The sequence below is a fragment of the Pseudomonas sp. LPH60 genome (assembly GCF_030718165.1).
GTDB classification, from domain to species: domain Bacteria; phylum Pseudomonadota; class Gammaproteobacteria; order Pseudomonadales; family Pseudomonadaceae; genus Aquipseudomonas; species Aquipseudomonas danubii.
The window spans coordinates 80794-106451 of sequence record NZ_JAVAJH010000011.1 but is presented as its reverse complement, the minus strand read 5'-3'; the positions used below and the strand labels follow the sequence as shown (position 1 = coordinate 106451).

General features: G+C 56.2%; 30 protein-coding genes, 1 tRNA gene and 7 pseudogenes. 22 read left to right on the top strand and 16 right to left on the bottom strand.

Annotation, left to right across the window (positions count from 1 at the left end; genetic code table 11):
- Positions 1-16: 16 nt before the first annotated feature.
- Complete coding sequence (locus Q8O96_RS29645; protein WP_305949973.1) at positions 17-358, bottom strand: hypothetical protein; 342 nt, start codon at positions 356-358, stop codon at positions 17-19.
- Positions 359-623: 265 nt separating this feature from the next.
- On the opposite strand from Q8O96_RS29645, the gene Q8O96_RS29640 reads away from it, so the two are divergent.
- The 3 genes and pseudogenes from Q8O96_RS29640 to Q8O96_RS29630 form a co-directional block, all read left to right on the top strand.
- Positions 624-983: a hypothetical protein gene (locus Q8O96_RS29640; protein WP_102863139.1), complete on the top strand. Its 360-nt coding sequence runs from the start codon at positions 624-626 to the stop codon at positions 981-983.
- Between the two features lie 202 nt (positions 984-1185).
- Positions 1186-1578 carry a VOC family protein gene (locus Q8O96_RS29635; protein WP_102863140.1) on the top strand — a complete coding sequence of 131 codons (393 nt, stop codon included), beginning with the start codon at positions 1186-1188 and terminating at the stop codon, positions 1576-1578.
- 82 nt (positions 1579-1660) lie between these two features.
- A pseudogene (locus Q8O96_RS29630) lies at positions 1661-1891 on the top strand (IS5/IS1182 family transposase); the annotation flags it as partial.
- Between the two features lie 80 nt (positions 1892-1971).
- On the opposite strand, the gene Q8O96_RS29625 reads toward Q8O96_RS29630, so the two are convergent.
- From Q8O96_RS29625 to Q8O96_RS29615, 3 genes are read right to left on the bottom strand one after another with little or no spacing between them, the layout of a single operon-like run.
- Entirely contained in the window at positions 1972-3015 is a 1044-nt protein-coding gene (locus tag Q8O96_RS29625; RefSeq protein WP_207166011.1) for a hypothetical protein, read from the bottom strand.
- Positions 3016-3051: 36 nt separating this feature from the next.
- A complete protein-coding gene (locus Q8O96_RS29620; RefSeq protein WP_102863142.1) occupies positions 3052-3438 on the bottom strand; it encodes a hypothetical protein in 387 nt (128 codons plus the stop codon).
- Between the two features lie 11 nt (positions 3439-3449).
- Positions 3450-4010 (bottom strand): hypothetical protein, encoded by a 561-nt coding sequence (locus tag Q8O96_RS29615; protein ID WP_102863143.1) that lies wholly within the window; start codon positions 4008-4010, stop codon positions 3450-3452.
- Between the two features lie 162 nt (positions 4011-4172).
- On the opposite strand from Q8O96_RS29615, the gene Q8O96_RS29610 reads away from it, so the two are divergent.
- Positions 4173-4652 (top strand): hypothetical protein, encoded by a 480-nt coding sequence (locus Q8O96_RS29610; protein ID WP_305949972.1) that lies wholly within the window; start codon positions 4173-4175, stop codon positions 4650-4652.
- 464 nt (positions 4653-5116) lie between these two features.
- Here the strand turns inward: Q8O96_RS29610 and Q8O96_RS29605 are convergent, their stop codons facing one another.
- Entirely contained in the window at positions 5117-5362 is a 246-nt protein-coding gene (locus Q8O96_RS29605; protein WP_250330675.1) for a hypothetical protein, read from the bottom strand.
- A gap of 199 nt (positions 5363-5561) precedes the next feature.
- Here Q8O96_RS29605 and Q8O96_RS29600 point away from each other — a divergent pair, with 199 nt between their 5' ends.
- From Q8O96_RS29600 to Q8O96_RS29590, 3 genes and pseudogenes are all read left to right on the top strand, one after another.
- Positions 5562-6065 (top strand): hypothetical protein, encoded by a 504-nt coding sequence (locus tag Q8O96_RS29600; RefSeq protein ID WP_305949971.1) that lies wholly within the window; start codon positions 5562-5564, stop codon positions 6063-6065.
- A 75-nt stretch (positions 6066-6140) separates the two neighbouring features.
- The gene (locus Q8O96_RS29595) at positions 6141-6374 is read left to right on the top strand and encodes a YceK/YidQ family lipoprotein (protein WP_102863147.1); all 234 of its coding nucleotides are present in this window, start codon (positions 6141-6143) and stop codon (positions 6372-6374) included.
- A 122-nt stretch (positions 6375-6496) separates the two neighbouring features.
- Positions 6497-6950: pseudogene (locus Q8O96_RS29590) on the top strand (anti-virulence regulator CigR family protein).
- A gap of 70 nt (positions 6951-7020) precedes the next feature.
- On the opposite strand, the gene fabF reads toward Q8O96_RS29590, so the two are convergent.
- Positions 7021-8289 carry a beta-ketoacyl-ACP synthase II gene (gene fabF, locus Q8O96_RS29585; protein ID WP_115580262.1) on the bottom strand — a complete coding sequence of 423 codons (1269 nt, stop codon included), beginning with the start codon at positions 8287-8289 and terminating at the stop codon, positions 7021-7023.
- A gap of 115 nt (positions 8290-8404) precedes the next feature.
- On the opposite strand from fabF, the gene Q8O96_RS29580 reads away from it, so the two are divergent.
- Positions 8405-8890: a helix-turn-helix domain-containing protein gene (locus tag Q8O96_RS29580; RefSeq protein ID WP_102882575.1), complete on the top strand. Its 486-nt coding sequence runs from the start codon at positions 8405-8407 to the stop codon at positions 8888-8890.
- On the opposite strand, the gene Q8O96_RS29575 is transcribed toward Q8O96_RS29580, so the two are convergent.
- The 4 genes from Q8O96_RS29575 to Q8O96_RS29560 all read right to left on the bottom strand — a co-directional run bounded on the left by Q8O96_RS29575 (position 8877) and on the right by Q8O96_RS29560 (position 12014).
- Entirely contained in the window at positions 8877-9782 is a 906-nt protein-coding gene (locus Q8O96_RS29575) for a hypothetical protein (RefSeq protein ID WP_305949970.1), read from the bottom strand. The two genes, Q8O96_RS29580 and Q8O96_RS29575, sit on opposite strands and share 14 nt — an antisense overlap.
- Before the next feature lie 190 nt (positions 9783-9972).
- Positions 9973-10686, bottom strand: coding sequence for an HAD family hydrolase (locus Q8O96_RS29570; RefSeq protein ID WP_102863152.1), 714 nt, complete (start codon positions 10684-10686; stop codon positions 9973-9975).
- Positions 10687-10791: 105 nt separating this feature from the next.
- A complete protein-coding gene (locus Q8O96_RS29565; protein WP_305949969.1) occupies positions 10792-11325 on the bottom strand; it encodes a hypothetical protein in 534 nt (177 codons plus the stop codon).
- A 56-nt stretch (positions 11326-11381) separates the two neighbouring features.
- A complete protein-coding gene (locus Q8O96_RS29560) occupies positions 11382-12014 on the bottom strand; it encodes a TetR/AcrR family transcriptional regulator (RefSeq protein WP_305949968.1) in 633 nt (210 codons plus the stop codon).
- Positions 12015-12107: 93 nt separating this feature from the next.
- Here Q8O96_RS29560 and Q8O96_RS29555 point away from each other — a divergent pair, with 93 nt between their 5' ends.
- Positions 12108-12716, top strand: coding sequence for an NAD(P)H-dependent oxidoreductase (locus Q8O96_RS29555; RefSeq protein WP_305949967.1), 609 nt, complete (start codon positions 12108-12110; stop codon positions 12714-12716).
- A gap of 574 nt (positions 12717-13290) precedes the next feature.
- Here Q8O96_RS29555 and Q8O96_RS29550 read toward each other — a convergent pair.
- On the bottom strand, positions 13291-13779 hold the full coding sequence (locus Q8O96_RS29550) for an ATP-binding protein (protein WP_305949966.1): 489 nt from the start codon (positions 13777-13779) through the stop codon (positions 13291-13293).
- 367 nt (positions 13780-14146) lie between these two features.
- Between Q8O96_RS29550 and Q8O96_RS29545 the strand changes: the two genes are divergently transcribed.
- The 3 genes from Q8O96_RS29545 to Q8O96_RS29535 all read left to right on the top strand — a co-directional run bounded on the left by Q8O96_RS29545 (position 14147) and on the right by Q8O96_RS29535 (position 15351).
- Positions 14147-14410 carry a DUF1652 domain-containing protein gene (locus Q8O96_RS29545; RefSeq protein WP_102863157.1) on the top strand — a complete coding sequence of 88 codons (264 nt, stop codon included), beginning with the start codon at positions 14147-14149 and terminating at the stop codon, positions 14408-14410.
- A 280-nt stretch (positions 14411-14690) separates the two neighbouring features.
- The gene (locus Q8O96_RS29540; RefSeq protein ID WP_207166005.1) at positions 14691-14897 is read left to right on the top strand and encodes a hypothetical protein; all 207 of its coding nucleotides are present in this window, start codon (positions 14691-14693) and stop codon (positions 14895-14897) included.
- Between the two features lie 367 nt (positions 14898-15264).
- A tRNA-Leu gene (locus Q8O96_RS29535) sits at positions 15265-15351 on the top strand.
- Positions 15352-15431: 80 nt separating this feature from the next.
- Here Q8O96_RS29535 and Q8O96_RS29530 read toward each other — a convergent pair.
- A pseudogene (locus Q8O96_RS29530) lies at positions 15432-15824 on the bottom strand (tyrosine-type recombinase/integrase); the annotation flags it as partial.
- A gap of 467 nt (positions 15825-16291) precedes the next feature.
- Here Q8O96_RS29530 and Q8O96_RS29525 point away from each other — a divergent pair.
- Positions 16292-16609, top strand: a complete 318-nt coding sequence (locus Q8O96_RS29525) for a hypothetical protein (RefSeq protein WP_102863229.1) — start codon at positions 16292-16294, stop codon at positions 16607-16609.
- Positions 16610-16734: 125 nt separating this feature from the next.
- On the opposite strand, the pseudogene Q8O96_RS29520 reads toward Q8O96_RS29525, so the two are convergent.
- A pseudogene (locus Q8O96_RS29520) lies at positions 16735-17060 on the bottom strand (hypothetical protein); the annotation flags it as partial.
- Positions 17061-17099: 39 nt separating this feature from the next.
- Between Q8O96_RS29520 and Q8O96_RS29515 the strand changes: the two are divergent.
- From Q8O96_RS29515 to Q8O96_RS29500, 4 genes and pseudogenes are all read left to right on the top strand, one after another.
- Positions 17100-17414: pseudogene (locus Q8O96_RS29515) on the top strand (hypothetical protein); the annotation flags it as partial.
- 175 nt (positions 17415-17589) lie between these two features.
- Complete coding sequence (locus tag Q8O96_RS29510; RefSeq protein ID WP_305949965.1) at positions 17590-17886, top strand: hypothetical protein; 297 nt, start codon at positions 17590-17592, stop codon at positions 17884-17886.
- 92 nt (positions 17887-17978) lie between these two features.
- A pseudogene (locus tag Q8O96_RS29505) lies at positions 17979-18630 on the top strand (hypothetical protein).
- A pseudogene (locus Q8O96_RS29500) lies at positions 18627-19006 on the top strand (phage tail terminator-like protein). The pseudogenes Q8O96_RS29505 and Q8O96_RS29500 overlap by 4 nt, the downstream one beginning before the upstream one ends.
- A gap of 90 nt (positions 19007-19096) precedes the next feature.
- Here Q8O96_RS29500 and Q8O96_RS29495 read toward each other — a convergent pair.
- Positions 19097-19876 carry an SGNH/GDSL hydrolase family protein gene (locus tag Q8O96_RS29495; RefSeq protein WP_371826214.1) on the bottom strand — a complete coding sequence of 260 codons (780 nt, stop codon included), beginning with the start codon at positions 19874-19876 and terminating at the stop codon, positions 19097-19099.
- Here Q8O96_RS29495 and Q8O96_RS29490 point away from each other — a divergent pair.
- From Q8O96_RS29490 to Q8O96_RS29475, 4 genes are all read left to right on the top strand, one after another.
- Entirely contained in the window at positions 19845-20261 is a 417-nt protein-coding gene (locus Q8O96_RS29490; protein WP_305949963.1) for a hypothetical protein, read from the top strand. The genes Q8O96_RS29495 and Q8O96_RS29490 overlap by 32 nt on opposite strands.
- A gap of 174 nt (positions 20262-20435) precedes the next feature.
- On the top strand, positions 20436-20807 hold the full coding sequence (locus tag Q8O96_RS29485) for a hypothetical protein (protein ID WP_305949962.1): 372 nt from the start codon (positions 20436-20438) through the stop codon (positions 20805-20807).
- Between the two features lie 251 nt (positions 20808-21058).
- On the top strand, positions 21059-21466 hold the full coding sequence (locus Q8O96_RS29480; protein ID WP_207166003.1) for a thioesterase family protein: 408 nt from the start codon (positions 21059-21061) through the stop codon (positions 21464-21466).
- Positions 21467-21819: 353 nt separating this feature from the next.
- The gene (locus tag Q8O96_RS29475) at positions 21820-22203 is read left to right on the top strand and encodes a c-type cytochrome (protein ID WP_102863236.1); all 384 of its coding nucleotides are present in this window, start codon (positions 21820-21822) and stop codon (positions 22201-22203) included.
- Positions 22204-22483: 280 nt separating this feature from the next.
- Here the strand turns inward: Q8O96_RS29475 and Q8O96_RS29470 are convergent, their stop codons facing one another.
- Positions 22484-23014 (bottom strand): GNAT family N-acetyltransferase, encoded by a 531-nt coding sequence (locus Q8O96_RS29470; protein WP_207166001.1) that lies wholly within the window; start codon positions 23012-23014, stop codon positions 22484-22486.
- 978 nt (positions 23015-23992) lie between these two features.
- Here Q8O96_RS29470 and Q8O96_RS29460 point away from each other — a divergent pair.
- Entirely contained in the window at positions 23993-24724 is a 732-nt protein-coding gene (locus tag Q8O96_RS29460) for an ABC transporter substrate-binding protein (protein WP_305949961.1), read from the top strand.
- A 132-nt stretch (positions 24725-24856) separates the two neighbouring features.
- On the opposite strand, the gene mddA is transcribed toward Q8O96_RS29460, so the two are convergent.
- Positions 24857-25630 (bottom strand): methanethiol S-methyltransferase, encoded by a 774-nt coding sequence (mddA, locus tag Q8O96_RS29455; protein ID WP_102863239.1) that lies wholly within the window; start codon positions 25628-25630, stop codon positions 24857-24859.
- Between the last annotated feature and the right edge of the window lie 28 nt (positions 25631-25658).

Sequence of the window (25658 nt, the reverse complement as noted above, 5' to 3'; positions counted from 1 at the left end):
TCACCTGTGCCTGCCTCTATCCAGCGCTCTTCAGTTTCAAAGCAAAAAGAACACAGCGTATGAGAAACGCAAAGTTTCCATCTGATTGACGGTGCTGTTTCTTTACCGCCCAGAGTTCTAGTGTAAGCTTTCTTCGGAGATCTCCATCGCTTTCTATACGCTCTCGCAGGATACTATCTTCGATATATGGAATCAGCACCTTCAACTTAGAATCAGAAATGGTAGCAAGTACACCACCGTCAATCAGGCTGAGCAAGTAGCGAGCGTACTGACGTGTCATTTCGCCGAAAGACACGCTCGCTTCAAGTAACGCCTCTTCAAGGCAATCAAACTCTTGAACCTCCAGGCTATCAATCATTATACCGCTCCAGCTTTTACTCTCATCGCGCAGCAGCAATCGGCCTAAAGCGGCCTGAGCAGATTCGGGAAGGGGTTCGAATCTCTATTTTCGCGACCCTGGTTGCATTTGGCGAACTGGTTGTTGGCTAGGGAGGTGAGGTTGTGGGGCAAAAATGGAGTAATCCATACGCCAAACTGAATCGCCCCTGCGCATCGTGCAGCTCGGGCACCGTCGATGTTGGTTAGAATGGCGTGTTGAAGTCTATTGCTCGCAAGGGAATCCAATGAGCACTGAAAAGCCAGAGCTTTTGTTCATACTTCAAAGGTTTCTAGATAATGTTTATGAGAAGGCTTCGAAAAGCCAGAGTGTTTTACTCAAAAGGAATCATGGCCACTACACATACGCGGATGAAATACTCTTCGTCTACGTGACGATCTTCCCTAAAGAGGTTGAGCTTGTTTTTGAGAGCAAGCAGGTAAGTTGCGGAGTTTTTAGTATCGCTTTGGATATGTGCATGTCCAGTGGAGAAGTACTGGCTGGCGACCTGCTGTCTCTGAATGGGAGATGCGAGGAGATCAGCGCGGCATTGGCGTTGCAAGAAGACTGGGTGTTGGCCCTGTTGTTAAAGTGCTTGGGCAACTGAGTCTTTTTCAGGAGCGTGGACAACGCAGGCGTTCCGGTTTACCGGTTCGCGAGCGCGGAGTTTATGCAGTGACCGCTACTGGCCCAGAGTGTGTAAAAACCGCTTCCAAGACCGGCGGAGTTTGTTTCAGGAGAGGAGTTGAAAACAGCCTGGAAACTCTTGGTATGGTGCGAGACGGTTTCCTCTCATTAGGACAAAAAAAATGATTTCACATGTATTCATCGGAGTGAATGACTTCAATCGAGCACTTGTGTTTTACCAAGGGGTCATGCAGGTGCTCGGACTTGATCTCAAGTTCACAGACCTTGAACGCCCATGGGCGGGCTGGAAACACCCCGACACTGCACGCCCTCTTTTCGTGGTGGGCAAGCCGTTCGACGGCGAATCTGCGGCGCTAGGCAATGGGCAAATGATTGCTCTGCTGGCACCTAATCGACAGCGCGTAGACAACGCCCATGCCCTGGCGTTGGCATTGGATGGAACATGTGAAGGCGCTCCGGGCTTGCGACCCGAATACCACCCGAATTTTTATGGGGCGTATTTTCGAGACCCTGAAGGAAACAAGCTTTGCGTCTGTTGTCACGATCCGGAGTAGGTCAAGTGTGGGATCTATTTTTGGCCTGAAATCGTGAACAAAACATTGTCGAGAACCCCGGCGCCTGGAGCGAGAGGCTCAACGCAATTTCACCAGCGCCAAACTGAAGCGGCGAATGGAAGAAATTGAATCGAGCATCAACCGTTACCTGACGGCACTTGATGCTGCCGATCGGCAAGAACCAACAGTCTCCGAGCCCAGCGCCGTGCGGCTGGAAGAGAAAATCGTCAAGTTGAAGACGCAAATGAAAGAGCTTCAAGCAATTGAAGTTCAGCTCAACGAATCGCCGGACCTGAAAGCAGCCGTTCATGACTGACCCCTTTTGAGCATTGAAAGCCCCTAAGAAATCAGTTCCGCAATCAAAATCCTGCCCCGCATACCCCCGGACTTGCCTTACTTGGACAGCGACAACGGCACCCCCCAGATGGGATCTTCCATGCCTTGTTTGCCCAGCGGCGTGATCTGCATGGGCTGGAGCCTGGACAGCAGTTGCCGGTGCTTCTCGCTCAGGTTGCGCTGCTCGATGAGGTGCTGCGAAAAGCTCATGGGTGCCGGCCAGGTGTAGACGGTCAGGTTGTCGAGCGGACACTCGATTTTTTTCGGATCGATCGCTCGGCACTTCGACTGCTGGTACTTGTAGCCAGGGGTCTTTAGATGCATGCGCGGGGCCAGCAGCAATTGCCCGCCCTGGATGGTGAAACTGGCGAGCGCCTTGTCGACCGGCAGGCGCGCCTGGACCTTGATCGCGGGAATGTCGCGAGAGTCGGTCTGTTGGTAGTAACCGGCCGGGGAGCCCGCTGTCGTCTGGGTATATTGCTGTTCACCCCAGCTCACGCAGGCACCCGAGGCCCTGACTACAGCGGTACAGACACGCTCGGTCTTGGTCTCGCTGCCATAGGTAGCGTCCTTCCAGACCTCTTCCCTGTAGTACTCGCGATACAGTTCAGGGGACAGGTAGGCGGTCCCGTTGGCGCCACGGCCCGAACCGGGTGGACCGCTGCGGGCGTCGACCTGGTCAAGCAAACCGCGGAGCTGGTAGTCATCGCCGCCGGTCAGCAAGTATTTGCCGGGTGGCAGGATATGCACCTCGAAGGCCTTGAACAGGTAGGTTTCGCCAGGCGGTCTCTGCAGCGCGTTGGTCTGGAACTTGCGGCCGAAGGTCACCTTCGGATCTTTCTCGTATTCCCAGATCACCGTTGGCGTCCATTGCGTCATGGTCAGCGCATCGCTCAGCGACTTGTGCGGCATCACGTCCGCCACCAGCACTACCGCCATGTTTGCCTTGAGTGCTGCGTCCACTTGGTCCAACAGCTGCGCGTAGCGCGGATCGTCCATGCTGCCGTAGGCACCCGAGTCGAGATCGGAGACGCAGCCGCAGAGAGATAGGGAGAGAAGCAACGCCGTGGGAAGGGCAAAACGCAGTCGGAACAGTCTCATGTATCAGTCCTTGAACTATCTATGTCGGGCCAGCCACTAAGGCGCCAAGGCCACGCCCGTGCAGCGGCCACGAATGGAGAAGTCCTTGATCTGTCTGGCCTTGTCGACAGTCATGGAGAGGGTGCAGCCGCTCGTGTGAGTGACATCGTCCCAGTAGTTGGTGTGGACCATCACGCCGCCCTGCATCTCGCTGGAGCTGCCGACCACTTCCTTTTTCACGTAGGAAGTGTCGCGGTACCACTGCATTTGCACCTCGCTGCGGTCGGGCGAGGGCTGCATGCGTCCGGGCGGGCCGAAGAAGTCGATGGCTTCCTTGGCATCGCGTCCCTTCCATTGCTGGCCGGCCCTGTATTCCGGGAGGGTGGGAATGCAGCCGCTCAGCAAAGGCAACAGCAGGCCGAGGGCAAGTAGGTGCCGGGTCATGACGGCCTCCTTCATTGCGCGCTGTTGCCGAGCATTGCGTCCAGGCTCTGCACGGCCTCGCTGTTGGCCTGGATGCCGTACAGTTGCTGGAACATGGCCTGGACGGTCTCGACCATGCGGCCGGCGGCCATTTTGCCCATTGGCAGCATCTGGTTGTTCTCGCGGTTGCCTGCTGCGCAGACGAAGGCGAAGGTGCGCTGCAGCCAGTAGTCTTTCGGGGCGATCCAGCCCTGGGCAGTGGTCACGTCCTTCATGGCGTGGTCGAAGCGGCGCATGGCGCGGGCGCTGTCGAAGCGCACTTTGCGCTCCTTGCACTTGTACTGGATCTCGTAGGCCGCCAGCACGGGCATCGCCGGGTCTTCGAAGATCTGCATGATCATGGCCGACTGCACCCCCTGGGGCTTTTGCAGGATGCCGGCGGCATCGGCGACGAATACCTCGTTGTGGTAACGCTCGCCCTTGCCGTAGACGATCCAGTATTCACCTTGAGGCGTGGCGAGTGCCGTGCCGCTGGTACACAGCAGGATGAGTGATAGCGGCAACCATCTGGCGCGGGGGAATGGAATCGCCATGATATTTCCTTCCTTGATGGGGCTTGTCCGTGGCCGCATGGGACCGTCCAGAAGAAGGAATATAGGTCTGGCCGGCAGTAGCGGTCGATTAGGGCGGATGTGCTAATGGCGCATTGCCGTTATCGATCGGGTCAACGAAACCTGTGAGTGGCGGTCGTCTGCATGATCAGAACCTTGGGCATGCACAGGTGCGGTGTTAAAGTGCCGCCACTGAAAAGGGAGAGCGGGATGCGGGGCCAGATACTGGATATCTCGACAGAGGTCGAATCGTTGCTCCTGCAGCTGGGGGCATCAGGCCGAGGTCTGCATGAAAAACTGAGTTCCATTGAGGGAATGATCAGCCCGCCAATGGCGAAAAAGATCCGCTGGATTGCGAGCGTGCGCAACAAGGCGGTTCATGAGCGTGTTGTCGAGGTGGATCTTGCAGACTTCAGCAAGGGCGGGGTGCAAGTAGTCGCTTATCTGAAGCAGCTTGTTGCTTCGATCACACCTAAGCAGACCAAGCACAAAGAACCGCAAGGTTCGCCTGAGCCAGGCAAGTCCTGGGCCGAGAAGGATGGTTGGGAGAAGACCAAGACGGTCGGTACCTATATGGCGGCCGGCGCAGCTGTGGTCGCTTGGTTGTTCATGTCCTCCAAATGAGTCTTCACGATTGCTTATGGCCCGGTTCTCTTGCCGGGCTTTTTCGTTTCCGGCGGCCTGATGCTGGAAACTGTGGTTCTGGAAAGACGCGGTATTGCTGAGTATTGGGCGTTGTGTCACTGAGTGCTGCGTTGCCTGGCAATCACATCTCAATAGTTGGCATGGTGCTTTTGCCGCAACTTATCAGTTGCCCCGCCGTGACCTGTAGTCCACTTGTTGGTTTTGCCGCGTACCCGGCAAAGAAGCCGACGGACACCAATGCAATGTAGAGGACGGTTTTTCTCAGGGCCATGCTGGCACTCGCTCACTGTTTGATAGGGAAATGTCCAGCACTGATCCTCATTGACGGAAAAGGTTCCAGGTGAACGATGTTGCGCGTGCTTCACTAGGGACGATGCAAGTTTGGCCATTGGCGGTGATTCGGCCCCGGGCTCAACTTGCCACGGGGTGGCAAGTTGCACTATTCAGCAAAGGCTATCGGCTGGAGAGGGTATGGAAAGGGGTGGAAGGCCCACGTCGCGAATGGCCGCGGCGAGTTTGTCCTGATAGATCGTCAGAATGGAGTAATCCAGCTTTTGGGTGATGTTGGCGCCGTCTGCGCAATTGGCCAGGAGTTCATCCAGGGCGCCGGCCACCAGGTCTGCGGTGACTTGCAGGACATTCAATCCAAAGCGGTTATCGACAATGACCAGATTCGTTAAGTCGTACATACAGCCCCTATGGTCACTGTGCTTATGAGTAGTGGCTATGAGCCATGATTATTTTAACTAAACGGCAGGTGCGCTGTCATCGGGAGAAGATGGGCGGTGTCGCGGGCTGATAGGCGTTTGCGCTTCTGAATTTTCAGCACGCCTGTGGCAGCCCTGTGTACCATTGCTGCCCGCGAAAAAAGCACCAGAGGCAATCTGCATGCTGATATTGAAAAAGGGCGACAACCAGGGCTTGAGGGTAGGGCCGCGCTGGCCGTCCGCAAAGGTGTTGATGGAGCGCGAAGTCTTTGTGCAACTGCTCAAGGTCCAGTCCAGCCTGCCGCGTTCGGTGCAGTTGTTGGTGACCCGGGGCTACGAGCGCAAGAGCAGTTACCTGGGGTTTTTCAGGACGCTGTCACGCTGGCTGGGGATCAGGTTGTTCTGCCTGTGTTATCCAGGGCGTAAAGAGGAGCTGGAGGATATCTTCGGTTCCAATGGCCATGATGTGGATGGCACTCATATCGATGTGTCCATTGTCTTCAATGGCAAGCGCCTGCGCTTTTTACCACTGGGGGTGTTTACCCCGCCGGCGCGCCAGCAACAGTTGCAAGGGCGGTACTCGGCTGTCGTTGATGAGGTCAAGATCCTGTTGAAGCGTCACGGTTTCGAGATTCATCGCAATCACACGGAAAGCCTGCAGATTCATTGCGACTACAAGGCCTGATAGCCAGGAACCGCCGTCCTGGGCTCGGCTGCCGAGTCCATAGCGCTCATGTCCTGAACGTAATAAGGAAGTTATGTGTTGCGAAGTCTGTTGTTGCTGGTGTTGAGCTTTGTCTTGAGTGGATGCACGGCCCTGATGACTCGCACTACTCCCATGAGTTGCCCCTATATCGGCGTGCGCATGGATTGGGCATTGGCTAAGGAGAACAACGGTGTGCTCTGGCCTTTTCTGGCGTTGGATGCTCCATTCTCCGGCGTGGTGGATACGCTGATGTTTCCCTTCGAGTATCAGTACAGCTGCACGCTTTGATCTTGAGCTGGCCGATGACCTGCCGCTCACTCATGGCGGCCTTTAAGTGTCTGACCTTCGATCACTGACAGAGACGACCGTCTACAGTTAAGTGTGACCTTGGCTTCCCAAAGAGAACCGACATGCTCAAGTCTCGCTCGTTGATCGCTGTTCTTGCCGGCGTGCTCTTGGCTGGCGCTTCCCCTCTGGCGTTGGCCGACCCCGGAAATGGCAAGGGGCAGGGGCATTCCAAACACAGTTCTCAGGGTGACCAGGGGGGGGCATGGCAAGGGGAAGAAGTCAGACGCCGATGACTGGAGTCATGGCCCCAGTGTCGATCGCGGCAGTGTCCTGGGCATATTGGGTGGGCACCGTGACTACTGGAGCCCGGGACCGGCGCTGCCTCCAGGCATTCAGAAAAACCTGGCTCGGGGCAAACCTCTGCCCCCGGGAATTGCCAAGAAGCTGGACCACCGGCTGTTGGGGCAGCTTCCTCGCTATGACGGTTATGAATGGCGGCAGGCCGGAACCGACCTGATTCTGGTGGCTATCGCCAGCGGGATCATCTACGAAGTGCTCAATGACGTCCTCAACTGATTGGCGGGCCTGTTGAGGTTTCAGCCTGTCGTGGCTGAAATCTCAACATCGAGTCCGTCTTCTCGAAGCGTTATTGCCAGCGCTTGAACAGCACGCTGGCATTGACCCCACCAAAGCCGAAACCATTGGACAGTGCGTATTCCATGGCCATTTTGCGTGCCTGGTTGCGCACCAGGTCAAGGCCCTCGGCGGTGCTGTCCGGGTTGTCCAGATTGAGGGTTGCGGGCGCGATCTGGTCACGCAGGGCGAGGATGGCAAAGATCGCCTCGATGCCGCCGGCGGCACCCAGCAGATGCCCGGTGGCGGACTTGGTGGCGCTGATGGCCAGGCCGCTGCCGGTGCCGAATACAGTCCTGATGGCAGCCAGTTCGCCCTTGTCGCCCACTGGCGTGGAGGTGGCATGGGCATTCAGGTGCTGGACCTGAGAGGCTTGCACGCCGGCCTGGCGCAAGGCTTGCTGCATGGCACGCCGGGCGCCGTCGCCATCTTCCGGCCCCGCGGTCATGTGGTAGGCGTCGGCGCTGGTGCCATAGCCCACCAGCTCCGCGATGGGCTGTGCGCCCCGAGCCAGGGCATGTTCCAGCTCTTCGATGACCAGCAGTCCGGCGCCTTCACCCATGACAAAGCCATCCCGTGCCTGATCGAAGGGGCGTGAAGCCCGTTCCGGGGTGTCGTTGTACTCGCTGGACAGCGCGCGGGCTGCGGCGAAGCCTCCCAGGCTGACCCGATGGATCGCCGCCTCAGCTCCACCACAGACGGCGATGTCGATTTCACCGGCGCGGATCATCCGCGCGGCGTCGCCAATGGCCTGGACTCCGGCAGCACAGGCAGTGACTGGCGCTCCCAATGGTCCCTTGAGGCCGTGGCGGATCGAAACGTGACCTGCCGCCATGTTGCTCAGGAATGACGGAATGGTGAACGGTGACAGGCGCCGCGGGCCCTTGCTGTCAGTGGTTCGCACGGCATCGGCGATGGCCGGGAAGCCGCCTACACCAGAGGCAATGATGGTGGCTGTACGTTCCTGGGCCTGGGGACTATCGGGTTTCCAGTTGGCCTGGGCCAGGGCTTCTTCGGCCGCCGCCAGGGCGAAGAGGATGAAACGGTCCATCTTGCGCTGTTCCTTGGGGGCCAGCAGCCGATCCGGGTCGAAGCCGGCCTGGGGATCCTCGAGCACGTCGGGCACCTGGCCGCCAATGGTGGTGGGCAGATCCTGGATAAACTCTTGCGGCAATTGACGGATTCCGGATTGTCCCGCCAGCAGGCGCTGCCAGACCTGCTCGACCCCACAACCCAGTGGAGTGATTGCGCCCATACCGGTGACTACGATGCGTTTACTCATGCGGGTCCTGCTCCTTAGTTGGTTTGCGTGGGGAACAACGAAACGTGGACGATACTATCATCATGAAAGTAACATCCGAATCCACAAATACTGAGGTGCATCGCAGGAGCCAGCCATGCAACGAAAAAGTCTGATCGACGCTGAATGTCCCATTGCCCGCAGCCTGGAGCGGGTCGGCGAATGGTGGAGCATCTTGATCATGCGCGACGCGCTGCATGGCCTGAGGCGCTTCGACGAATTCTCCCGCAGCCTGGAGATCGCCCCGAACATGCTGACCCGACGCTTGAACTCACTGGTGGAGGCGGGGCTGTTGGAGCGCCAGGCCTACAGCGAGCGCCCCTTGCGCTATCAATATGTGCCTACAGCCAAGGGCGAGGATTTCCGTGTCGTACTCATGGCCTTTGTAGCTTGGGGCAATCGCCACTACGCGCCCGAGGGCGAAAGCGTGCAACTGGTTGAGCGTGAGAGCGGACGACCTGTGCAGCCAGTGATGGTGGATGTTGCCGATGGTCATCTGGTGCCGTTGCAGGCGTGCACGGTACAGGCGGGACCTGCTGCCAGCGTCGGCATGCGTCAGCGACTGATGGCTATGGTGGAGTGAGTCCGGTTTGGGGCTGGCTCCGTGGAGCGGCTGCGCTGCCGGGCGGCTCGCTCTGGACGGTGGGTCCCAGGAGAAGGACGGAAGGATTGAGGTTACTGGGGATCAATTTCCCTACCACGTAGCCGCTGTGGCTGATCAGGGCCAGCAACAGCAGTGTGTTATGCAGTTTCGGCAACACCTCCAGCACCCAACTGCCTGAGCCCAGGCTATGGCCGACGGCGGCGCCATAGACAAACACCACCACCATGGTGATCAGCAGCATCTGCAGGCGTGGCAGGTCGACGATGACGCCATTGGTCACGTCCTCGCCGCGAATCAGGTCGGCCAATCGCGCATCCTTCGGGTCACTCTTCATCAGTACCTGGCCTTTGGCTGACGGCAAGGCGACCAGGCTCTGGCTGTCGAGCAACTGCTGGCCGGTGGTTGCCAGAGCGTTGGTGTCTGCAGGCTGCTCGGCCTTGCGGTTCAAGGCCATGGGGGCTGTGACGAAGCTGGCCAGGCTGAAGCCCATCAACGCGATCAGGTTGTAGTCCAGGTCCACCATCAGCGCCGTAGTGGCGTTTCCCCGGACAATGTTGCCGATGTACACCGTATACAGAGTGGCCAGTACCAGCAGTGTCCACAGGGTCATTTGCAGGCGTGACAGCGAATACCGGTTGCGCTCGTCAATCAGCACCCCAAGTACCCGTCCGCGAATTCGCAGACCGGCGAGGACGAACAAGGCGAACAGGCCGGCCAGGCAACTGGCCCAGGCGCCCAGGCGTGGCCAATCGAATGCAGGTGCAACTGTCAGGTACGAGGGAGGGGTGGGGTGACTCAGAAGTAGGGCGGCGGGTGCGCCGGTCGCGAGCAACACGGCCAGCGTACGCAGCAGATAGCCATTGGTTTTCATCGTGGCAGGCCCTCTCCTTGTGTGGGCGGCTGTTTTTCCTTGGTCTGCGAGGCCGCTCTTGTCTCCAGGCTGCTTGACGTCGCGGGCGCCCTCCGGCTCATGGCCGCAGGGGCGCCTGCTGTTGGGTATAGCGAATCTTTTTCCTGGCCGTTTGCCGTTGGTCGGGTGTTGTGTAGGGGGGCGGCGGGTGTCAGCGAGCGCCAAGCCCGCGGCGCCAGGCCGGGTGGAAGTGTCGCCAGTGCGCGTCCTGTGCCGCCGCCAGGAGTTCGCGGTCACCCCGGGTATCGCCCCAGGCCCTGAGTCGATATTGGTTCAATGGGCCGTAGACACTTTCCAGGCGCAGTACCTTGTTTTCGCAACGGCAATTGTGGCCGGCGATGCGGCCGGTCAGCACGCCATCGACCACCTCCAGTTCGGTTCCGATCAGGCTGATGCCCAAGCGTGTGGCGAAAGGCTGCAGCACCAGGGCCGGCGACGCCGAGCACAGGGTCACCAGCGCTCCGGAACGCAGTTCCCCGGCTACGGCTTGCAGCCCACTCGGGCGCATCAGTCGGGTCCAGGATTTCAGGCAGAAGGCTTCGGCCTGTTGCTGGAGCCACGCCGCCTCGATGCCCTTGAGAAAGGTGCTGATCAATTGCGCCTTGAGTCGGTCGCGGTCAACGCGACGAGTCAGGTAACCCAGACTGGGTAGCGCCAGCTTGAGTATCCGTTGGTTGAACCCGCGTTGCCCGAAGGCAAACTTCAGAAAGGGCACAAAACTGTCGTGGCGAGTGAGGGTTCCGTCGAAGTCGAATACCGAAAGCACTGGGTTGGCATCGGCGTTGAGTCCAACGGTGTCCGGGGGTAGCGGCTGTGTTTCAGCCTCAGCGCTCAGGGGCGGCAGGGTCTTAGGGGGGGGCGACATAGCTGTTCTCGGTGGTTGCAGCCGCTTGATTCGCGGCCGGTATTGCCAGTAATGGATGCAGTTTACGCGCTCCAGCCTTTAGCCGCGGGCCGGATAGCCGGAGGATCAGAGGCGCAGCATGGGCAAAGGTTTCCAGGGGCGGATCAGCAGTTGCTTGAAAGACAGCTGAACCAGGCGCAGATGAAAGCCTGCATCAGGAAAGGCTGAAAATACCCGGCGGCGATCGTCTCGCGAGAGGCCGAAATTCAACATTCCCAGCGACACATCTATCCAGTCGGCTCGGCGAAAACTTTCCACCAGGCTGCCTGGGGGTGGGGCGGCGGTGATCTTGTGGTGCTGTTCGATCATTGCCAGCACTTCGGCTTTCCACTCGGACCTGTCTATTTCATCCAGGTGGTTTTCAGCCAGGCGCAGCGATGGCGGTAGGTAGTCGAACGTCTTGGCGGTCCAGATGCCCAGGTCGTGGAAGGCGCCAGCTATGGCCAGTTTCTGCAACTGCTGGGCATCGGCATTGATGAGCAGGTTGCAGAAGTTGATGACCCGGTACACGTGGTTGCGATAGCCGGTGAAGTCCTTGCCCAACTCTTGGCGATAGCGTTCCAGCAATTGATCCAGCGGTTCCAATCGTGTCAGCAACATTGCTTTTCCCTTGCAGGACTGGCGCTGGGGCCGGTCATTGATATCCGGGCAGTGGCTCATTGGGTTGCAGAGGTGCTGGCGCGTGCTCTTTCAACCATGGCCACGATGGTGGCGCAGAGTTCTTCCTGGGCTTGTGCGGGAGTGATTTCTCCCAGCGCCGCCGCGTGGGAAACCGCTTCGGCCGCACCCAGCATGGCGCGCAGCCCGGCCCTTGCGATCACGGCTCCGGCGGCGAAGGGTTCCAGAGCATGGCGGCATTTCTCTAGGAATATTGCCTGGTACTCGCGCTTGATGATCTCAAGCTCCGGCGAACTGGCCAGGGCGGCAATCACCCCGGGGATTTCGCGGCCCTGCAGCAGCACGCAGTCGACGTAGGACGTGGCAATGACTGCCGCGCGGGCGGCAAGGGTCGGTTCGCTGGTTTGCAGGGCCTGTTCCATCAGCAGCGTCTGGCGCTGGTCGAAGTCCTGATACAGCGCCGCCAGGAGCACCGCTCGAGTGCCGAAATGGTCGTAGACCACCGGCTTGGTGACGCCGGCCTGTTCCGCCAGATATCCCAGGGTGAGCGCCTCGGTGCCGTGCTCACGGACAATCTGCCAGGCTACGGCCATCAGTTGTTGCAGGCGTTGCTCCCGCGACAGGCGCCGTCGCGGCGATGAAGTGGAATCGGTTTTCTGACTGCTTGACATGGCTATATACCAAAAGTAACTTATCGGCAGTAACTTACTAAAAGTATATAAAGCTCAATCCCCCAGCGCAATCCGTCCGCAGGAGTACTCGCCATGCATGCACTTATTGTTGTCGCCCATCATGATCCCAAGTCTCTCACCCATAGCCTTGCGGCGCAGATTGCCGAGGGGCTGGGGGGCGGTTCCGGGCATTCATTCGAGATTGCCGATCTCTGGGCTGAAGGGTTCGAACCACGCTTCGGTGCTGCCGATATTGCTGTGCATCGTACCCAGGTGCTTCCTCCCGCCGATGTGCTCGCCGAACAGGCACGGATCGACCGCGCCGATGCTCTGGTGCTGGTCTATCCGGTTTATTGGTGGTCCATGCCGGCGCTGCTCAAGGGCTGGATTGATCGCGTGTTCTCCAATGGCTGGGCCTTCGATTTTCGCGCGGACGCCAAGCTGGAGAAGAAGCTAGGGCGTCTGAGCGTGCACCTGATAGGCGTTGCCGGGGCCGACGTTGGCACTTATGAGCGACATGGTTATCTCGGCGCGATGCAGACCCAGATCGACCATGGAATCTTCGACTACTGCGGCGCCAGGGTACTGACCTCGCAACTGATGTTTGACTCGGAGAGCGGCGATGTGGCGCCTTGCCTGGAGCGGACACGAGCGCTAGGGCAGGCACTGTTCAGTACCACCGCAGTCGTCGAGTCGGCGTGAGAAGGGGGCTGGAACCGTTTTCAACGCAGTATCACTTTCGTACAAAGCCTAGCCCCAGCAACACCAGGCAAAGGTGGACAGGCACAGCATCAGGGGCAGGGCGTCGAGAAAGTCATTCATACCCACACATTCCATTCAGGCAAGTGCCGGCAATTTAAGGTGAGCAACGTTGTCTGTCTGTTGCGATTCTGTGAATTTTCAGCGCATTTTCGTTTAACGGTGGACGGACTCTCGCACTGCGGTGATGGGCAATTCAGGCGCATCATCTTGGTGCCTAAAAAGGTGCGAGAAGGCGTGACATGAAACTAAAGTACTCAAAAAAAGTGTGGATATTTAATGACTTAGGTGATTTTATTTGCGTTTTTTTCTTCAAAATATCTTGTTACAGAATGTACTGTTCCGTTACTATAGCTCCGCGTTCACCTACCACGGTTTATGCATTTTTAGCCCCAAGTGTCCATCAGCTACTTGGGCTTTTTTTTGCCTGAAATTTGTCTCCGCCGCCTTTCTCGACGCACCCTTCCTACGCAAGCTTCAGAAGCCGGCCCGGCATCGCGGGCGACAATCCCGCAATTCAATGCTCCAGGATGTACAGTCCTTCTTCAGTCTGTGGAAGCTCGAAGTAACGGCAGATCAGCTCGAATTGTTCCTTGCTGGTACTAAAGGGGTGATCTCCCTGGCTGTTACGTTCCCGCAGTCTTCTCAGGCAGACATCCTCATCGACATTCAACAGGTGCAGTCGATGCTCGACCTGTGCTTGATCTGCCAAGGCTAGCAACCAGGCGCGTTGGGCCAAAGTATTGGCGGGGAAGTCCAGTACGACATTGTTGCCACCACGCAACAGACTGATCAGCAAAGGCTCCAGCGCGTTTTTCAGGCGCTGGGCATGCAGCGCATAGTCAGCAACTGAATGAATAAGGCCCGGATACAACTGCGCCAGCCATTGGTCCTCACAGATCAACACGCTGTCGGGAGCTTGGGCCAGTCGCTTGGCCAGTGTGGATTTACCCGAGGCGATCTTGCCGCACAGCAGGTGTAGAACAGCAGGGGGTGAGTGGCTCATGTTTGTCTCCTGGGGTTTGCGCTTCAGAAGACGGGTGATAAAACCCGCCTCCGAGGCGGGATGATTAGGGGTTGAACGACCGCTAGCCCACCTTGCTGATGCAGGCGGTCATAATCGCGGCGGGGCGGGACTGAAGATTCAGGTTCATAGGTTTGAAACTTACACAACTGACGGAAAAAAGCACAGCGCAGAATAACGCTGGAGAAGCAGGTAGACCCAGGCGATCAGTGCGTGGCCTGGCGCAGAATCTGCGCAGTAGAACTGAGAGGTAGTTAGCATTTGTTGTGTGTTTTTTCGATACAAAGGATAAGGCGCTGACCTATTCTGAATGGGAAAAATCCACAAAATTCCACACAGGCGATAAGCCATGCTCTCCACCAGCGAGCTTTGCCACATCTTGGAGTCCGGCTTTCTCCCGCTTTCCTGCGTCTGCAGCGTGCATCCCAGCGGCTCCCTGACGATCAAGATCTACGATGCCGATTCAGGCCGGGTGGATTTATTGTTAACCGGAGTCTCGACTGCCGAGCTCACCAGTGTGCGCGACATCTCCAACCTGATCGGCGAGTTGCGTACTGAGCTGCGGGCAGGGCGCAGAGGCTTTGCCGGTGGTTTTACCAACTACGCTGGTTAACACCCCCCGGTTGTCATTGGTGACAGTTGAACATGTCATTCCGAACGCATAGTTTTGTGGCGTTCGCCCGGTATCTATGACTCTTTACCGGTTCATGGATGGCGAGGTCATGTGTACTGGGCGAACTCCGTTGGCTATCGATGTGCTTATATCCAGCCCAGGGCCTGTAGTATCCCATCGCAGCGTCAGTATCTGGTCAATGAACCGGGACGCGGCATGCCATGACTTTTGACTCTTCGATCTGTCCTTGCGGATTGACTCGATATCAAGGACGACCTCCATGAACATAGGCAATACGCCTCCCGCCAATTACACCTACGCACAACTGTCAAAGGTGCTGGAAAACAACCGCACAGCGACCCAGGTCAAGGGCCCCGAGGCGCCAGTGGAACAGGCGTTTTCGACTCACCTGGAAACCGAGTTGGCCGTCCCCCAGGACGACCCGCTCAAACTCAAACTATCGTTGAATTTTCTGGCTGAGGCTTGAGACCTGCCAAGGGCCCGCTTCGTGCTGAACGCATTGCATGGTTTGGCTGGCGCCCCTCTCGAATGAACTTGTGGCTGGTGATAAGTCTTTATAAATCAGTTGGTTGGATAAAATCTCCGTGTTAGTCTTGGCGCCGCTTAACAAGTCGACGCGATGTTTGATGAGCCTATCCAGGATGATCAGACCGCCGCTGTAGGCTGCTGATTTACTGTGTTTTTTTACACAGGGCTCAGAGTGAAGGGAGAGGTTTTTTTGCCTGCTTCGACCTTGCTTCACAAGGACTGGATGTATATATTCCACACCCTGCTTTAAGCACTGGCCGGCCTGATGCCGATTGACTGTTCCAGTGCCGCGTGATCGCGCTACCGCCCGAATGGCGAAACTGGTAGACGCATGGGACTTAAAATCCCCCGCTCGTAAGGGCGTGCCGGTTCGATTCCGGCTTCGGGCACCATCTATTTCAAGGGCTTGCACGGTTTTTTTGAGTGAGCCTTATCCTTAACTGCTCCGCAATTTCAAATACTGCTCCGCAATTCACTTTGTTGGCGAGACCTTCTTACCTATCCGATTGCGAATGTAGTGCTCGGTCATGACGACAGTTGTGTGCCCAAGCTGGTCGCGTGCCTGCAGAATATCTCCGCTAGCTTCGAACTTTTCCATGCCTGCTTTTGCGCGCAGATCCCTCATTTGAAAATCAGCCTTTTTAACCCCGGCCGCCTCTCGAGCAAGGTCGAATCTTCTTCGTTGCATTGCCACCGTCAATGGTGTGCCATCTTCCAAAACGATCAGCCGCGTCGAGCGGAATTGGCGGGAGTCCTTCCTCGCCATTATTCGATCAAGAACAATCTTCAGTTCGCCAGTGATTTCGATGCGGCGCTTTGCCTTGGTCTTTCCTTGTTGAACAGCTAAGCGGCCATCGCGGATATCCACGCCGCACGTAGCGGCAGAAGGTGGTTACTCGGCCTGCAGCCGGTAGTAGGTGGTGCACCGGCACCTTGGACAGATCATGTCGCTGACGCCTGAGCCGTACTTCTTGGTTGGCACTTTTAGCCGCTCGCTTTCCATGTCCTTGTTCTTGCAGCGGCAGCACTGAACTTTTATGACGGACATGCGCGTCTCCCGCCCGCCATCGCCGGCAGGCTTTCCGATTGTTGAGGGTGTTGTTTCAGATGGTGCTGATTTGCCCTGGCGTCGCGCCTGGCTGTGGTTTGCAGCGTTCGCCCGGCTTAGTCCTTCATTTCAAGTCCAGGGCTCTCGGGTCTGGCGGACTCTTCTTGACCAGTCCTGTCGGAGTGTGACCCGTCCGCTGAGTTTTACGACTCAGCTGGCTTGGGCCGTGACGGTTTTGTTGAACTTAGGTAACTTGGCATTTTCCCTTCACGGATGACGGACTCATGCCAAGAACGAATCGTATTGCAAAAAATGCCCTGAGCATCTCGCTGCTGGGCCTACTAGTCACTAGCACATTGGCCTTGGCAGAAACTCAAAAGGTGACCGATCTATTAAGCAGTGGCTATGAGATCAAAGCCGCCTACCAGTCGCCAGCAAGAGTTGGCACGGTTCACTTTCTAATCTTGCAAAAAGGCTCGTCTGCGTTCCAATGTATGAGCTACGGCTCCGAATTAAGGCCGAAATTCTTCGACTATTCCAACACCTACTCTTGCGCAAAAGTTCAGGATCTGATTCCGGTCCAGCCTAACCTCGGGCAATGAACCAAAAGTGCATTTACGGTTATGGGTAACGCTGGATTTGGTCTAGGCCGCGCAGGTTCGGCAACGTCATTCATGGCCTTGGTCCCGTGTAGATCCGGTAGAGCATGTAGAGGGCGGGGAGGACATGGCTGCACCTCCCGACGCGCCCAGTAGCAGACCGGGCCGTCGTCGGTGTCATGGATAGCCAAGCAGAACCAGCCTTCGCCTTCAGGCTTGCCCGGCTCCCAGTAGCCGCAGTGCGGCTCGTCGGACTGGAAGTAGCGATCTGCACCTCTTCCGGTGCGTCTGTCTCCAGGCTGATCATGACGAGCTTCAGGCCCTGCTGTGCGACCCAAGCCTTGCACTTTTCGCCGTCGCCCTCGTCGAAATCCGGCAACTCGGGGTGCTGGAACATTCCGTATTCGTCGCGAACGACCGGTGCTGCTTGGATCAGTTTGATTTCTTCAGGCATGACTTCGTCTTTGGCCGCCATAGCGGCTGACTTTGAAGGGGGAGGGAGGTAACCATCCGCGACATCAAGCCTGCCGAGTACGATCCTGATACCGACTCGGCCGGCCCTGACACCATCATCGAGCAGACGGCCAAGGGCATTCTGCTCGACTTCACAGGCCTGGAGTTCCAGAACAACAGCCTCATCAAGCAGGGCGACAAGAAGCTCAAGGTCGACGCCCAGGGGCTGGAGTGGGCGCCGGATCTGCTGAACAAGGTGGTCATACAAGGCCGCACCTGGTACATCGTTCCGCCGCTGAAAGAGATCAACCCGGCAGGTACGCCGATTCTGTACGAGCTGCAGGTGCGTTCATGAGCCGGCCCGAATGATGACGGCAGTTAAGATAAACCCTGGAGTTGCCTGTAAGGCGTAGGCTTCGAAAGGTGGCTTTCGCACTACCTGTATTGATGGGTGGGCAACGACTCGATGCCGTAACGGCGTTGTGCTTTTATCTTCCGGCTGTGAGTAAAGTATATGGATATGCGCGGTATTGTATTTGCTGTTGGCGCGGCTGTTTTCTTTTCAGTCGCTGCACATGCAGACACTGATGATCAAAAAAGAGATCGTTGATCGCTGCAAGTCACAGATGGATAAGTACGGATCAGTGATGGTGAAAGCCTGCGTTGACCAAGATCTAGAAGCGGTCACTGGCCTTAAGCAAATCCCAGATGAGCATAAGAATACCGTTGCACGCTGCATGAAGCAGATGCGTAAGTACGGATACAGTATGGTGAAAGAATGCGTCGATCAGGACCTTGAGGCGGCGAAAGCCTTAGGTGAGTACTGAGTCACTATTCTCTTATGCGATGACCTCCACTATTCGAAAGCCCGCCTCCAAGCGGGCTTTTTTACGACTGATGATCAGGGAGGTGTTCAGCCATGTCTTCGCGTTACGCGGGCAGGAACGGCAGCTTCGCCGAGAACATCCGCCAGTTCGCCGAGCAGGCCCAGGCCGGCATTGACGCTACCGTTCGCGAGATCGTGATCGAGATTGGCAGCAGCGTGATTCGCATGTCACCAGTGGGAACCCCAGAGATCTGGACGGCCAACGTGGCGCACCGTGCGGCCAATACGCGGACAGCCGACGACTACGACTTCAAGGTCTCGGTGCGCAACACGCTGATCAACCTGGACGAAAGCAACTTTACCAAGTCTGGCAAGCTGCGACATGAAGTACGCTAAGCCCCTGACCAAGACCGAGCGTGACCAGAACTTCAGCGTCAGCGGCCTGGTCGCCGGCAAGGACTATGTCGGCGGCCGCTTCCGGGGGAATTGGCAGTCCTCGATCGATACACCCGCCGACGGTACGCTGGATCAGGTCGATCCTTCTGGAGGTGTGACCCTGGCCAAGCTGCGGCTGCAGGTCGGGCAGCTGACAGCAAGCCAGACAGCCTACATCGTGAACAACTTGCCTTATGCGGTGCCGCTTGAATACGGGCATTCAAAGCACGGCCCCGGAGGCATGGTCCGGATCACGTTGGCCAGGTTCCAGCAGATCGTCGACGAAACCATCAGGAACAACCAGGTATGAGCCATAACGTGGTCGCCACTAGCTACCAGGCCCGGGTTATTGCCAGGGCGAAAGCCAGAGTTCCACCGGTGAAAGTGGTCGTCGAGAACGAAGCCTGCACGCTGCCGACGGACACTGCGAGCAACACCCTGGGTGGCATCACCGGATGTACAGCGGCGTCTTCCAGGCCAGCGTAGTAGTGCCATCTGGCAAGTATCGCGGTCCGGCCGGCGGTCTGGCTGACGAGATCAGCGCTCTGTTTTCGCTGTATGAGCGGAACGAGAAGGCCGGCCTGACGGTGGTGACCATGATGCCACCAGACCAGGGCCCCGGCATTCAGGGAGACACCAACTACTCCGTGCCCGTGTCCTTCCAGTACCGCGCCGACACCAACTGATCGTCATCACACTAGAATCGCACGCATGCAGATTGAGTGATCAGGGTTACACGATGGATGATGCAACAAAAGCGCGCTTGCAGTGGCTGACTACCAGCCCTTTGCTTTGATGAAGTCGTAAACAGTACTGGCAACGATCTTGTTTCCAGCATCATTCAGGTGAAGGCCGTCAATCAGCAGCGATGGCGGGATCTTGCCGGAGTTGAACGCGACCATGTCGTCAGATGATGCAGGATTGTAGCTACCTACAAGAGTCGCTCTTATATCAATCCAGTGCTCTGGGTATTTTTCGGAAAGTTGCTTGTTGAGTTCGACTATTTGCTTAAACTCGGCGCTCTCGGATGATTCAAAGATTGCATCAGTAACCCCCATGACAACAAAGTGGTCGTTGTCTTTCAGCGAGTTAATCATGAGTTCAATGTTTTCAACTATGGTCTCGTTTGAGAGTTTGCTGAGGATGTCATTCCGACCTGACCAGATTACGACGACGCTGCTTGTCCAGTCGGCCTGATCGATGATGAAGGGGGTATTAGGGCTTGTGGCGACTGGATCGCCTGACTTCGCGCGTTTGAATTTGGTTGTCCCGGCCAGGTCTGGTGCTTGCTCATTCCAGTCGACGGACAGCGTGCCCGGCACGCCCGCCAGCGAGCCCGAATACTTCAGCTTCCCGTAGTTCGACTTGCTGGACAGATTTGAGTGGGTCGTTGACTCAATGGCAACCTCGCCTGATGCGGGGATGACCCCACCTGCTACGGTCATCAGCGGTGGTTTCGCGCCGAACTTCGAAGCTATCTGGGTGGATGTCATTCCCTCGATACCGTTGTTTGTGACGGCCCTGATGTCCAAATTCTTAAGCGCCAGGGTTTGCAATATTTTGGGGTATGGTGCTGAAACTCCTTTTGCAGTACCGGACGTCAGCGAGTCACCCCAGCAGCTGATTATGGCTCTAGGATTTTTGTACTTAAGTACTCCCGGGATGGATATGAGCGAAAGGACTACAAACAGGATGATCGCAGTATTTCTCACAGGAAGAGTTTTGCCTTTAGTGTTGGATAAGGGAATGCAGGTTAACCTGTCCTCGATTGGAGCATTGTCTCAGGTTCCGAAGAGATTTTCTCGTTCGGCAGGACGCCAGAGGAAGAGGGATGATCAGTTTCAGCACATGAGCCAGCGCCGGAAAAATAGTACAGCAGGCAGTACATCGGAAGTCGTGCTTTTGAGGTTGGCCCAGCAAAGTCGGGTGTTTTTTGCCTGAATTAGACTCCGGCTTCGGGCACCATCTAAAATCAAGGGTTTACGAGCGAAAGCCGGTGTAGATGCCTGTACCTTTCCGCTCAGAAGTTATCCAATGGCCCGCAATTCGCTTTGTGGGTGAGACCTTCTTGTCTTTACGGTTGCGAATGTACTGCTCGGTCATCATTACGGTGGTATGCCCAAGTTGATCGTTGGCCTGCATGATATTGCCGCTCGACTCCACCTTGTCTGTGCCAGCAATGGCGCGCAAATCACGCATCTGGAAGTCGGGTTTTTCAACTCCTGCGGCCTCTCTGGTCATATCAAACGCGCCTGCGTAACATCGCCGCCGTCATGGCGTGCCAGCTTCTGCCACGGTCAGCCGCATCGAGTGGAGCTGGTGGGATTTCTTCCTTGCCATTATTCGATCAAGAACAATCTTCAGCTCGTCAGTGATTTCAACATGGCGTTTAGCCTTGGTCTTTCCTTGCTGAACAGTCTGACGGCCACGCACGACACCTTCAAAGTGGAGCATTCCCTTGAGCTGACGCTTGCTGAAGCCACGTAGCGCCGCGCCAGCGCGGCATACGCTCATTGTTACCCCAGACACGTCCATCGGCGGCGACCCAGCCGGTCACGGTCTAGATGCTCGCGGCTTCTGGGGATTGCTGCATCACGACTTTTTTCAGAAATGACTTCGTCCTTGGCCGCTATACCGTCTATGCAGTGGAGAAGGGAGGGAGGTATCGTGTCCTTGGGCAAACAGCAGCTGCGAGTTGGTTGTTATAACTTCGTCACTCAATATTAAGGATTGATCTTGTGCCGAACTCAGTGATTATCAAGAGGAAGGTATTGTTCGGCGACTGTGATCCGGAGGGGATTGTCTATACACCTAGGTTTTCGTACTTTGTGGTTGAGGCCGTTCATGATGCACTTACAGTTTGGCTGTCCGGACCCGGATTAAGAACGCTGCTAGGTTTTAATTTACTGCCTCCAGCAAGGGCCTTCTCGCTGGAGTTTCTTCATCCGGTCACTTGGGATGATGAGCTTTCAATTAAGGTAAGTGTTTCCAGTGTTGGGCTTCACTCGTTCGCATTTTTAGTCGAGGGCAGTTTGACGCCAGATGTTATGGCGTTTACTTCTAGCCTTACACACGTTTGCGTCTCACCGATTACCAGAGAAGTTATTGAAGTTCCTTTGCAACTGCGGGCGTTACTCCAGCCATGAGCGTTATAGTCGATTGGACGAGACAGAGTGGGCGTGGCGCGTGCGGGCTTAACCTTTTTCCAGCTCACCCAGTTTCCTGGCGTGCGGTGCGTCACCACTGAATTGCGTGCTGCTGATGACGTCGGCCAGTTCTAGAGGGGATTGTTCTGTTAAATCAACGAGCTGATATCAGGCTAGTGCTCGGGCATGTCAAACGAAATACCCTTTGGTCTGAAGTTTACTTCTCGGGGGGAAGCGTCTTGCTAATGAATGATCTCGGTCTAGATGTTCTCGAGAGAGTTGAATGTTGTAGAGGTATGACCGGGGTTTTCCTTCGATTCAGATCTGGTTTTTCCAATAAGGCCACATAAAAAATGAAAGCAAAAGTATTACTCATCGTTTCGCTAGGGGTTATGTCGTTGATTCAAGCATCTCTATCTTTCGCGGATAATGCCAATGGAAAAAATCTCTATTTACAGCGATGCGCTATGTGTCACGGAGCAGATATCAAGGGGACGGGGCCGTTGGCAAATAAAAGCAACCCGCCCACGCCTGATCTAACGACATCCGCATTTAAAAAGCGCCTAAATGATTATCCAGGCGTTATTGTTTCATCAGTCATACTGCGACCCAATGGCGACTTGATTCCAAGAACTTTACGGGAGAATGGTGTAAAGCTATCGCCATTCTCTTGGCGGGTTAATGATTTTCGCGATTTAAATCAATATATGAGTGGTGTGATTTTAAAAAGCCGATGATTTTTAGAAGAGGCGCGTGTACAGAGTTATAAGGGGGCGTGGCATCCTTCATTGCCAGTGACTGATCATGTACAAGTGCATGAGATACTCGGGTGTGCAAGGCTCACAGATCTATGGTGAGCGCTCTGCTGGAGTCAAGGGCTCACGAGCAACCGAGATTGATTTGCGAGAAGTCCAGGTTCGCGGTGAGCTTGAAATAGACTGGAAGTGTATTGGTGGTGCATAGCTGAATGCTCCTGTCTGTGAAATGCAAAGCCCGGCCAAATGCCGGGCTTTTGTATTAATCAAGGCGACTCGGCTTCTCTATTTTGTAGAGCAGGTACTCTTGAGTGCGATCAGTGAGTTGTCTGATGGCGCGATGGGAGAGGTGCCCGCCGATTTTTTCCATGGCGCGTTGAGAGCGAACGTTCTGGCTGTCAACGTGAAACCAAACAGTGTCCACCCATTGAAATGCATGGGTCAGCATTAAATGTTTCAACTCTCTATTGGTTCCGCCTCCCCAACGATCACGAGCCAGGAAGGTGTACCCGATCGTCACTTCTCGTTTCTTCTCATCGAACTCGTAATAACGAGAGGAGCCGATCACTTGGTTATGGCTGCGATCGATAACGATAAGCGCGCCTTTTGAAGCAAGTGCCTCGTTAAACCAATGGTGAAATACGTGCTCCTGATAGCGCGTTGGGCTTGGATGTTGAGCCCAGATCAGAGGGTCGGATGCCACACGGTACAGCGCTTCGAAGTCATCATTTTCCAGTGGGCGCAGTTCAAGCGTTTCACCAATAGTTGAGGGGGCGAGTGGCAGTAGTTGCATCATTCTTTCCTTTGGGCTCAGGAGTGGGCTTGTCTGTTCACTGTCACGTAGGTGGCGTTATCGATTGGACTATCTTCGAAAGGTCTTAGCCTATCCGATAGGAGTGATGACTGCGGGTTCGCTTCGTCTCTGGCGCGACAATGCACCACACTGGCGCAACCGACGTGACTGGTCTTTTCTGTTTCGGGTCCTTTGGCGTGCTCGCTGACCGATCTGGTGGCAGGCGCGTGAGGGACGGGTGTTTGGGGCCCGGTTCTTGAACCTACGGTTTGCGAGTGCCCCTAAGTGTTTGCTCGTGCCCTCGATAGTGGGCATGGATTGCTCGTCTACTGACCAGGAGGTTACAAATGAAGAAAGTCATGTTGGCTGTGCTGCTGCTCTGTGGTTTTTCCCTGACTGCCCAGGCTGCGTGCCCGGTATTTGGCCCATCCAAGGACCCGTGCAGCGGTCCGGTGTTTGGTCCTTCTACTTGCGAATGCCCTTAGTGCAGGTCATCTGGCAGGTCCGGTTGAATCCGGACCTGCTTTCTGAAATTGGCACTGTCCGCTCTCAAGCAGGCTATTAAGCGTGCCCCCTTGGAACCCGCCCTGAGCGGGTTCTTTATTGCCTTGAGAAAAGATCGGCAGGGGAGCCAACCGAGTACGGTAGACGGTATGTGCTGTTTACCGCACTCAAACGGCGCGGTTCTGATTAAATGAGGCTGGTTTTTACAGGAGCTTCTTTGTTATGGAAAATCTGTTCAGGCAACCATTGTTCGTAGTTGGCATGACCCTGCTCGCTGTGGGAATGGGCACCTCTAACCCCGGTTTTTGGATACCCGGGAGCGTTTTTATGATGATCGGTTGGTCGCAACGGCGAAAGGGTTGAGGCGGCTGTTCTCATAGTGCAAAGACAGTGATGCGCGAGTCCGAGTCCATCAGTTAGCTGTTGCCGGTCACCGGTCCTGCTTTTTTCTGAACCTCATTCACGGAGCAAAACATGAGTGCTATCAACCAAGCGGTCCTGGACGATCTGGCACCGCAAGGCGTGCTGCGGGCCGCGATTAATTTTGGCAACCCAGTCCTGGCGCAAAAAGGTAGTGATGGTTCGCCGCAAGGTGTGTCGGTCGCCTTGGCAGGCGCTCTGGCTGAAGAGCTCGGCGTAAGTTTGCAGATGGCCACTTTCGATGCTGCCGGCAAGGTCTTTGCGGCGTTGGAGGAGGGCATCTGGGATGTCGCTTTTCTGGCTATCGAGCCAGTGCGTGAGGAGCAGATCGCCTTCAGCGAGCCTTACGTCATCATTGAGGGCACCTATCTGGTGGCGGCGGATTCACCTTTCCAGGCGGTCGAGGATCTTGACCAGCCAGGCCTGCGGTTGGCAGTGGGCAAAGGTGCGGCCTACGACCTGTTTCTGTCTCGTACGTTGAAACATGCTCAGCTTGAACGGGCGGAAACTTCGGCGGGTGCGGTCGAGCTTTATCTTCAACAGCATCTGGATGCGGCGGCCGGCGTGCGCCAACCCCTGGAGCAGATGGCGGCCAACACTGCGGGTTATCGTGTACTGGAGGGTGCGTTTACGGCTATTCGTCAGGCCATGGCAGTGCCGCGGCAGCGGGAAGCAGGCGCGACCTATGTCAGGGACTTCATCAAGCGCAAGAAGGCCGACGGATTCGTCAAGGCCGCACTGGCCCGGAGCGGGCAGACCGATGTGACTGTCGCGCCTCTTCAATAGCGACGTATTGGTCATATCAGGTCCATGTCGACGGCAGGTGCGTTTCTCTTGAAGGACCTGTGGGGGAGGGGAGTGACTGTTGGAGACGTCCTCCCAATCAGGATTTCAAGAGCGTTCAACCTTCTTCGCAACTCAGGTTTTTTTGCGTGAAGGCAGCAGCATGCCAACCTGCTGTTTATAAGCCAGGTATTGCTTGCCAAAGACTCTGGCCATGTCTTTCTCTTCGAGATGGGTTCCCACGAATATGTAAGCGGTGCAGGTCAGTGCGAACACGAGGTGTCCGACAGTCATCTCAGGCGTTGCCCAGAAGGTTATGAGAAAGCCCAGGTACATGGGGTGGCGAACAACCTTGTAGAGAAAGGGCGTGATGAAGTTGAGGGGCTCCGGCTGGGTTTTGTAGATGCCACGGTAAGCCTGTTTCAAACCAAATAACTCAAGATGGCTTATCAGAAAGGTTGCCATTAGCGCAAGCCCCCATCCCGCCCAGTACAAGCCGTTCAGCAACCCTCTGAAACCCTCGGCCTGAACGGTCCAGACCACGGCCGGGATGGGTTGCCACAGGATGAACAAGAGGATCAGCATCAGGCTGCTGCATAGAACATAAGTCGCTCGCTCTATGGGGGCGGGAATGATCCTGGTTATTTTTTTCTTGAAGCCTTCGCGGGCCATGACGCTGTGCTGGACCGCGAACAGGGTGATAAGGGCGATATCTATAACTGTTGCAACCAGCCCATGGCGATATACCCCTGAGTCAATGTTTTTTGGTACCAACAACGAACCGAGAAAACCAATCAAGTAGAGAAAGGTCAGGAGAAAAATCACGTAGCTGCAGAGGCTGTAGAGCAGATAAAGCAGGTTTTTGGCAGTGTTTCCGGTTGTTTTTTTCAGTTTGTAGTCCGCGTTCATGAACGATTCCTTTCGGTCATGGCGGAGA

What these genes read in the sequence shown, in the direction of transcription:
- Q8O96_RS29645 (WP_305949973.1), bottom strand. Translation starts at nt 358, where the DNA reads ATGATTGATAGCCTGGAGGTTCAAGAGTTTGATTGCCTTGAAGAGGCG.
- Q8O96_RS29640 (WP_102863139.1), top strand. Translation starts at nt 624, where the DNA reads ATGAGCACTGAAAAGCCAGAGCTTTTGTTCATACTTCAAAGGTTTCTA.
- Q8O96_RS29635 (WP_102863140.1), top strand. Translation starts at nt 1,186, where the DNA reads ATGATTTCACATGTATTCATCGGAGTGAATGACTTCAATCGAGCACTT.
- Q8O96_RS29625 (WP_207166011.1), bottom strand. Translation starts at nt 3,015, where the DNA reads ATGAGACTGTTCCGACTGCGTTTTGCCCTTCCCACGGCGTTGCTTCTC.
- Q8O96_RS29620 (WP_102863142.1), bottom strand. Translation starts at nt 3,438, where the DNA reads ATGACCCGGCACCTACTTGCCCTCGGCCTGCTGTTGCCTTTGCTGAGC.
- Q8O96_RS29615 (WP_102863143.1), bottom strand. Translation starts at nt 4,010, where the DNA reads ATGGCGATTCCATTCCCCCGCGCCAGATGGTTGCCGCTATCACTCATC.
- Q8O96_RS29610 (WP_305949972.1), top strand. Translation starts at nt 4,173, where the DNA reads ATGATCAGAACCTTGGGCATGCACAGGTGCGGTGTTAAAGTGCCGCCA.
- Q8O96_RS29605 (WP_250330675.1), bottom strand. Translation starts at nt 5,362, where the DNA reads ATGTACGACTTAACGAATCTGGTCATTGTCGATAACCGCTTTGGATTG.
- Q8O96_RS29600 (WP_305949971.1), top strand. Translation starts at nt 5,562, where the DNA reads ATGCTGATATTGAAAAAGGGCGACAACCAGGGCTTGAGGGTAGGGCCG.
- fabF (WP_115580262.1), bottom strand. Translation starts at nt 8,289, where the DNA reads ATGAGTAAACGCATCGTAGTCACCGGTATGGGCGCAATCACTCCACTG.
- Q8O96_RS29580 (WP_102882575.1), top strand. Translation starts at nt 8,405, where the DNA reads ATGCAACGAAAAAGTCTGATCGACGCTGAATGTCCCATTGCCCGCAGC.
- Q8O96_RS29575 (WP_305949970.1), bottom strand. Translation starts at nt 9,782, where the DNA reads ATGAAAACCAATGGCTATCTGCTGCGTACGCTGGCCGTGTTGCTCGCG.
- Q8O96_RS29570 (WP_102863152.1), bottom strand. Translation starts at nt 10,686, where the DNA reads ATGTCGCCCCCCCCTAAGACCCTGCCGCCCCTGAGCGCTGAGGCTGAA.
- Q8O96_RS29565 (WP_305949969.1), bottom strand. Translation starts at nt 11,325, where the DNA reads ATGTTGCTGACACGATTGGAACCGCTGGATCAATTGCTGGAACGCTAT.
- Q8O96_RS29560 (WP_305949968.1), bottom strand. Translation starts at nt 12,014, where the DNA reads ATGTCAAGCAGTCAGAAAACCGATTCCACTTCATCGCCGCGACGGCGC.
- Q8O96_RS29555 (WP_305949967.1), top strand. Translation starts at nt 12,108, where the DNA reads ATGCATGCACTTATTGTTGTCGCCCATCATGATCCCAAGTCTCTCACC.
- Q8O96_RS29550 (WP_305949966.1), bottom strand. Translation starts at nt 13,779, where the DNA reads ATGAGCCACTCACCCCCTGCTGTTCTACACCTGCTGTGCGGCAAGATC.
- Q8O96_RS29545 (WP_102863157.1), top strand. Translation starts at nt 14,147, where the DNA reads ATGCTCTCCACCAGCGAGCTTTGCCACATCTTGGAGTCCGGCTTTCTC.
- Q8O96_RS29540 (WP_207166005.1), top strand. Translation starts at nt 14,691, where the DNA reads ATGAACATAGGCAATACGCCTCCCGCCAATTACACCTACGCACAACTG.
- Q8O96_RS29525 (WP_102863229.1), top strand. Translation starts at nt 16,292, where the DNA reads ATGCCAAGAACGAATCGTATTGCAAAAAATGCCCTGAGCATCTCGCTG.
- Q8O96_RS29490 (WP_305949963.1), top strand. Translation starts at nt 19,845, where the DNA reads ATGTCCAAATTCTTAAGCGCCAGGGTTTGCAATATTTTGGGGTATGGT.
- Q8O96_RS29485 (WP_305949962.1), top strand. Translation starts at nt 20,436, where the DNA reads ATGCCCAAGTTGATCGTTGGCCTGCATGATATTGCCGCTCGACTCCAC.
- Q8O96_RS29475 (WP_102863236.1), top strand. Translation starts at nt 21,820, where the DNA reads ATGAAAGCAAAAGTATTACTCATCGTTTCGCTAGGGGTTATGTCGTTG.
- Q8O96_RS29470 (WP_207166001.1), bottom strand. Translation starts at nt 23,014, where the DNA reads ATGCAACTACTGCCACTCGCCCCCTCAACTATTGGTGAAACGCTTGAA.
- Q8O96_RS29460 (WP_305949961.1), top strand. Translation starts at nt 23,993, where the DNA reads ATGAGTGCTATCAACCAAGCGGTCCTGGACGATCTGGCACCGCAAGGC.
- mddA (WP_102863239.1), bottom strand. Translation starts at nt 25,630, where the DNA reads ATGAACGCGGACTACAAACTGAAAAAAACAACCGGAAACACTGCCAAA.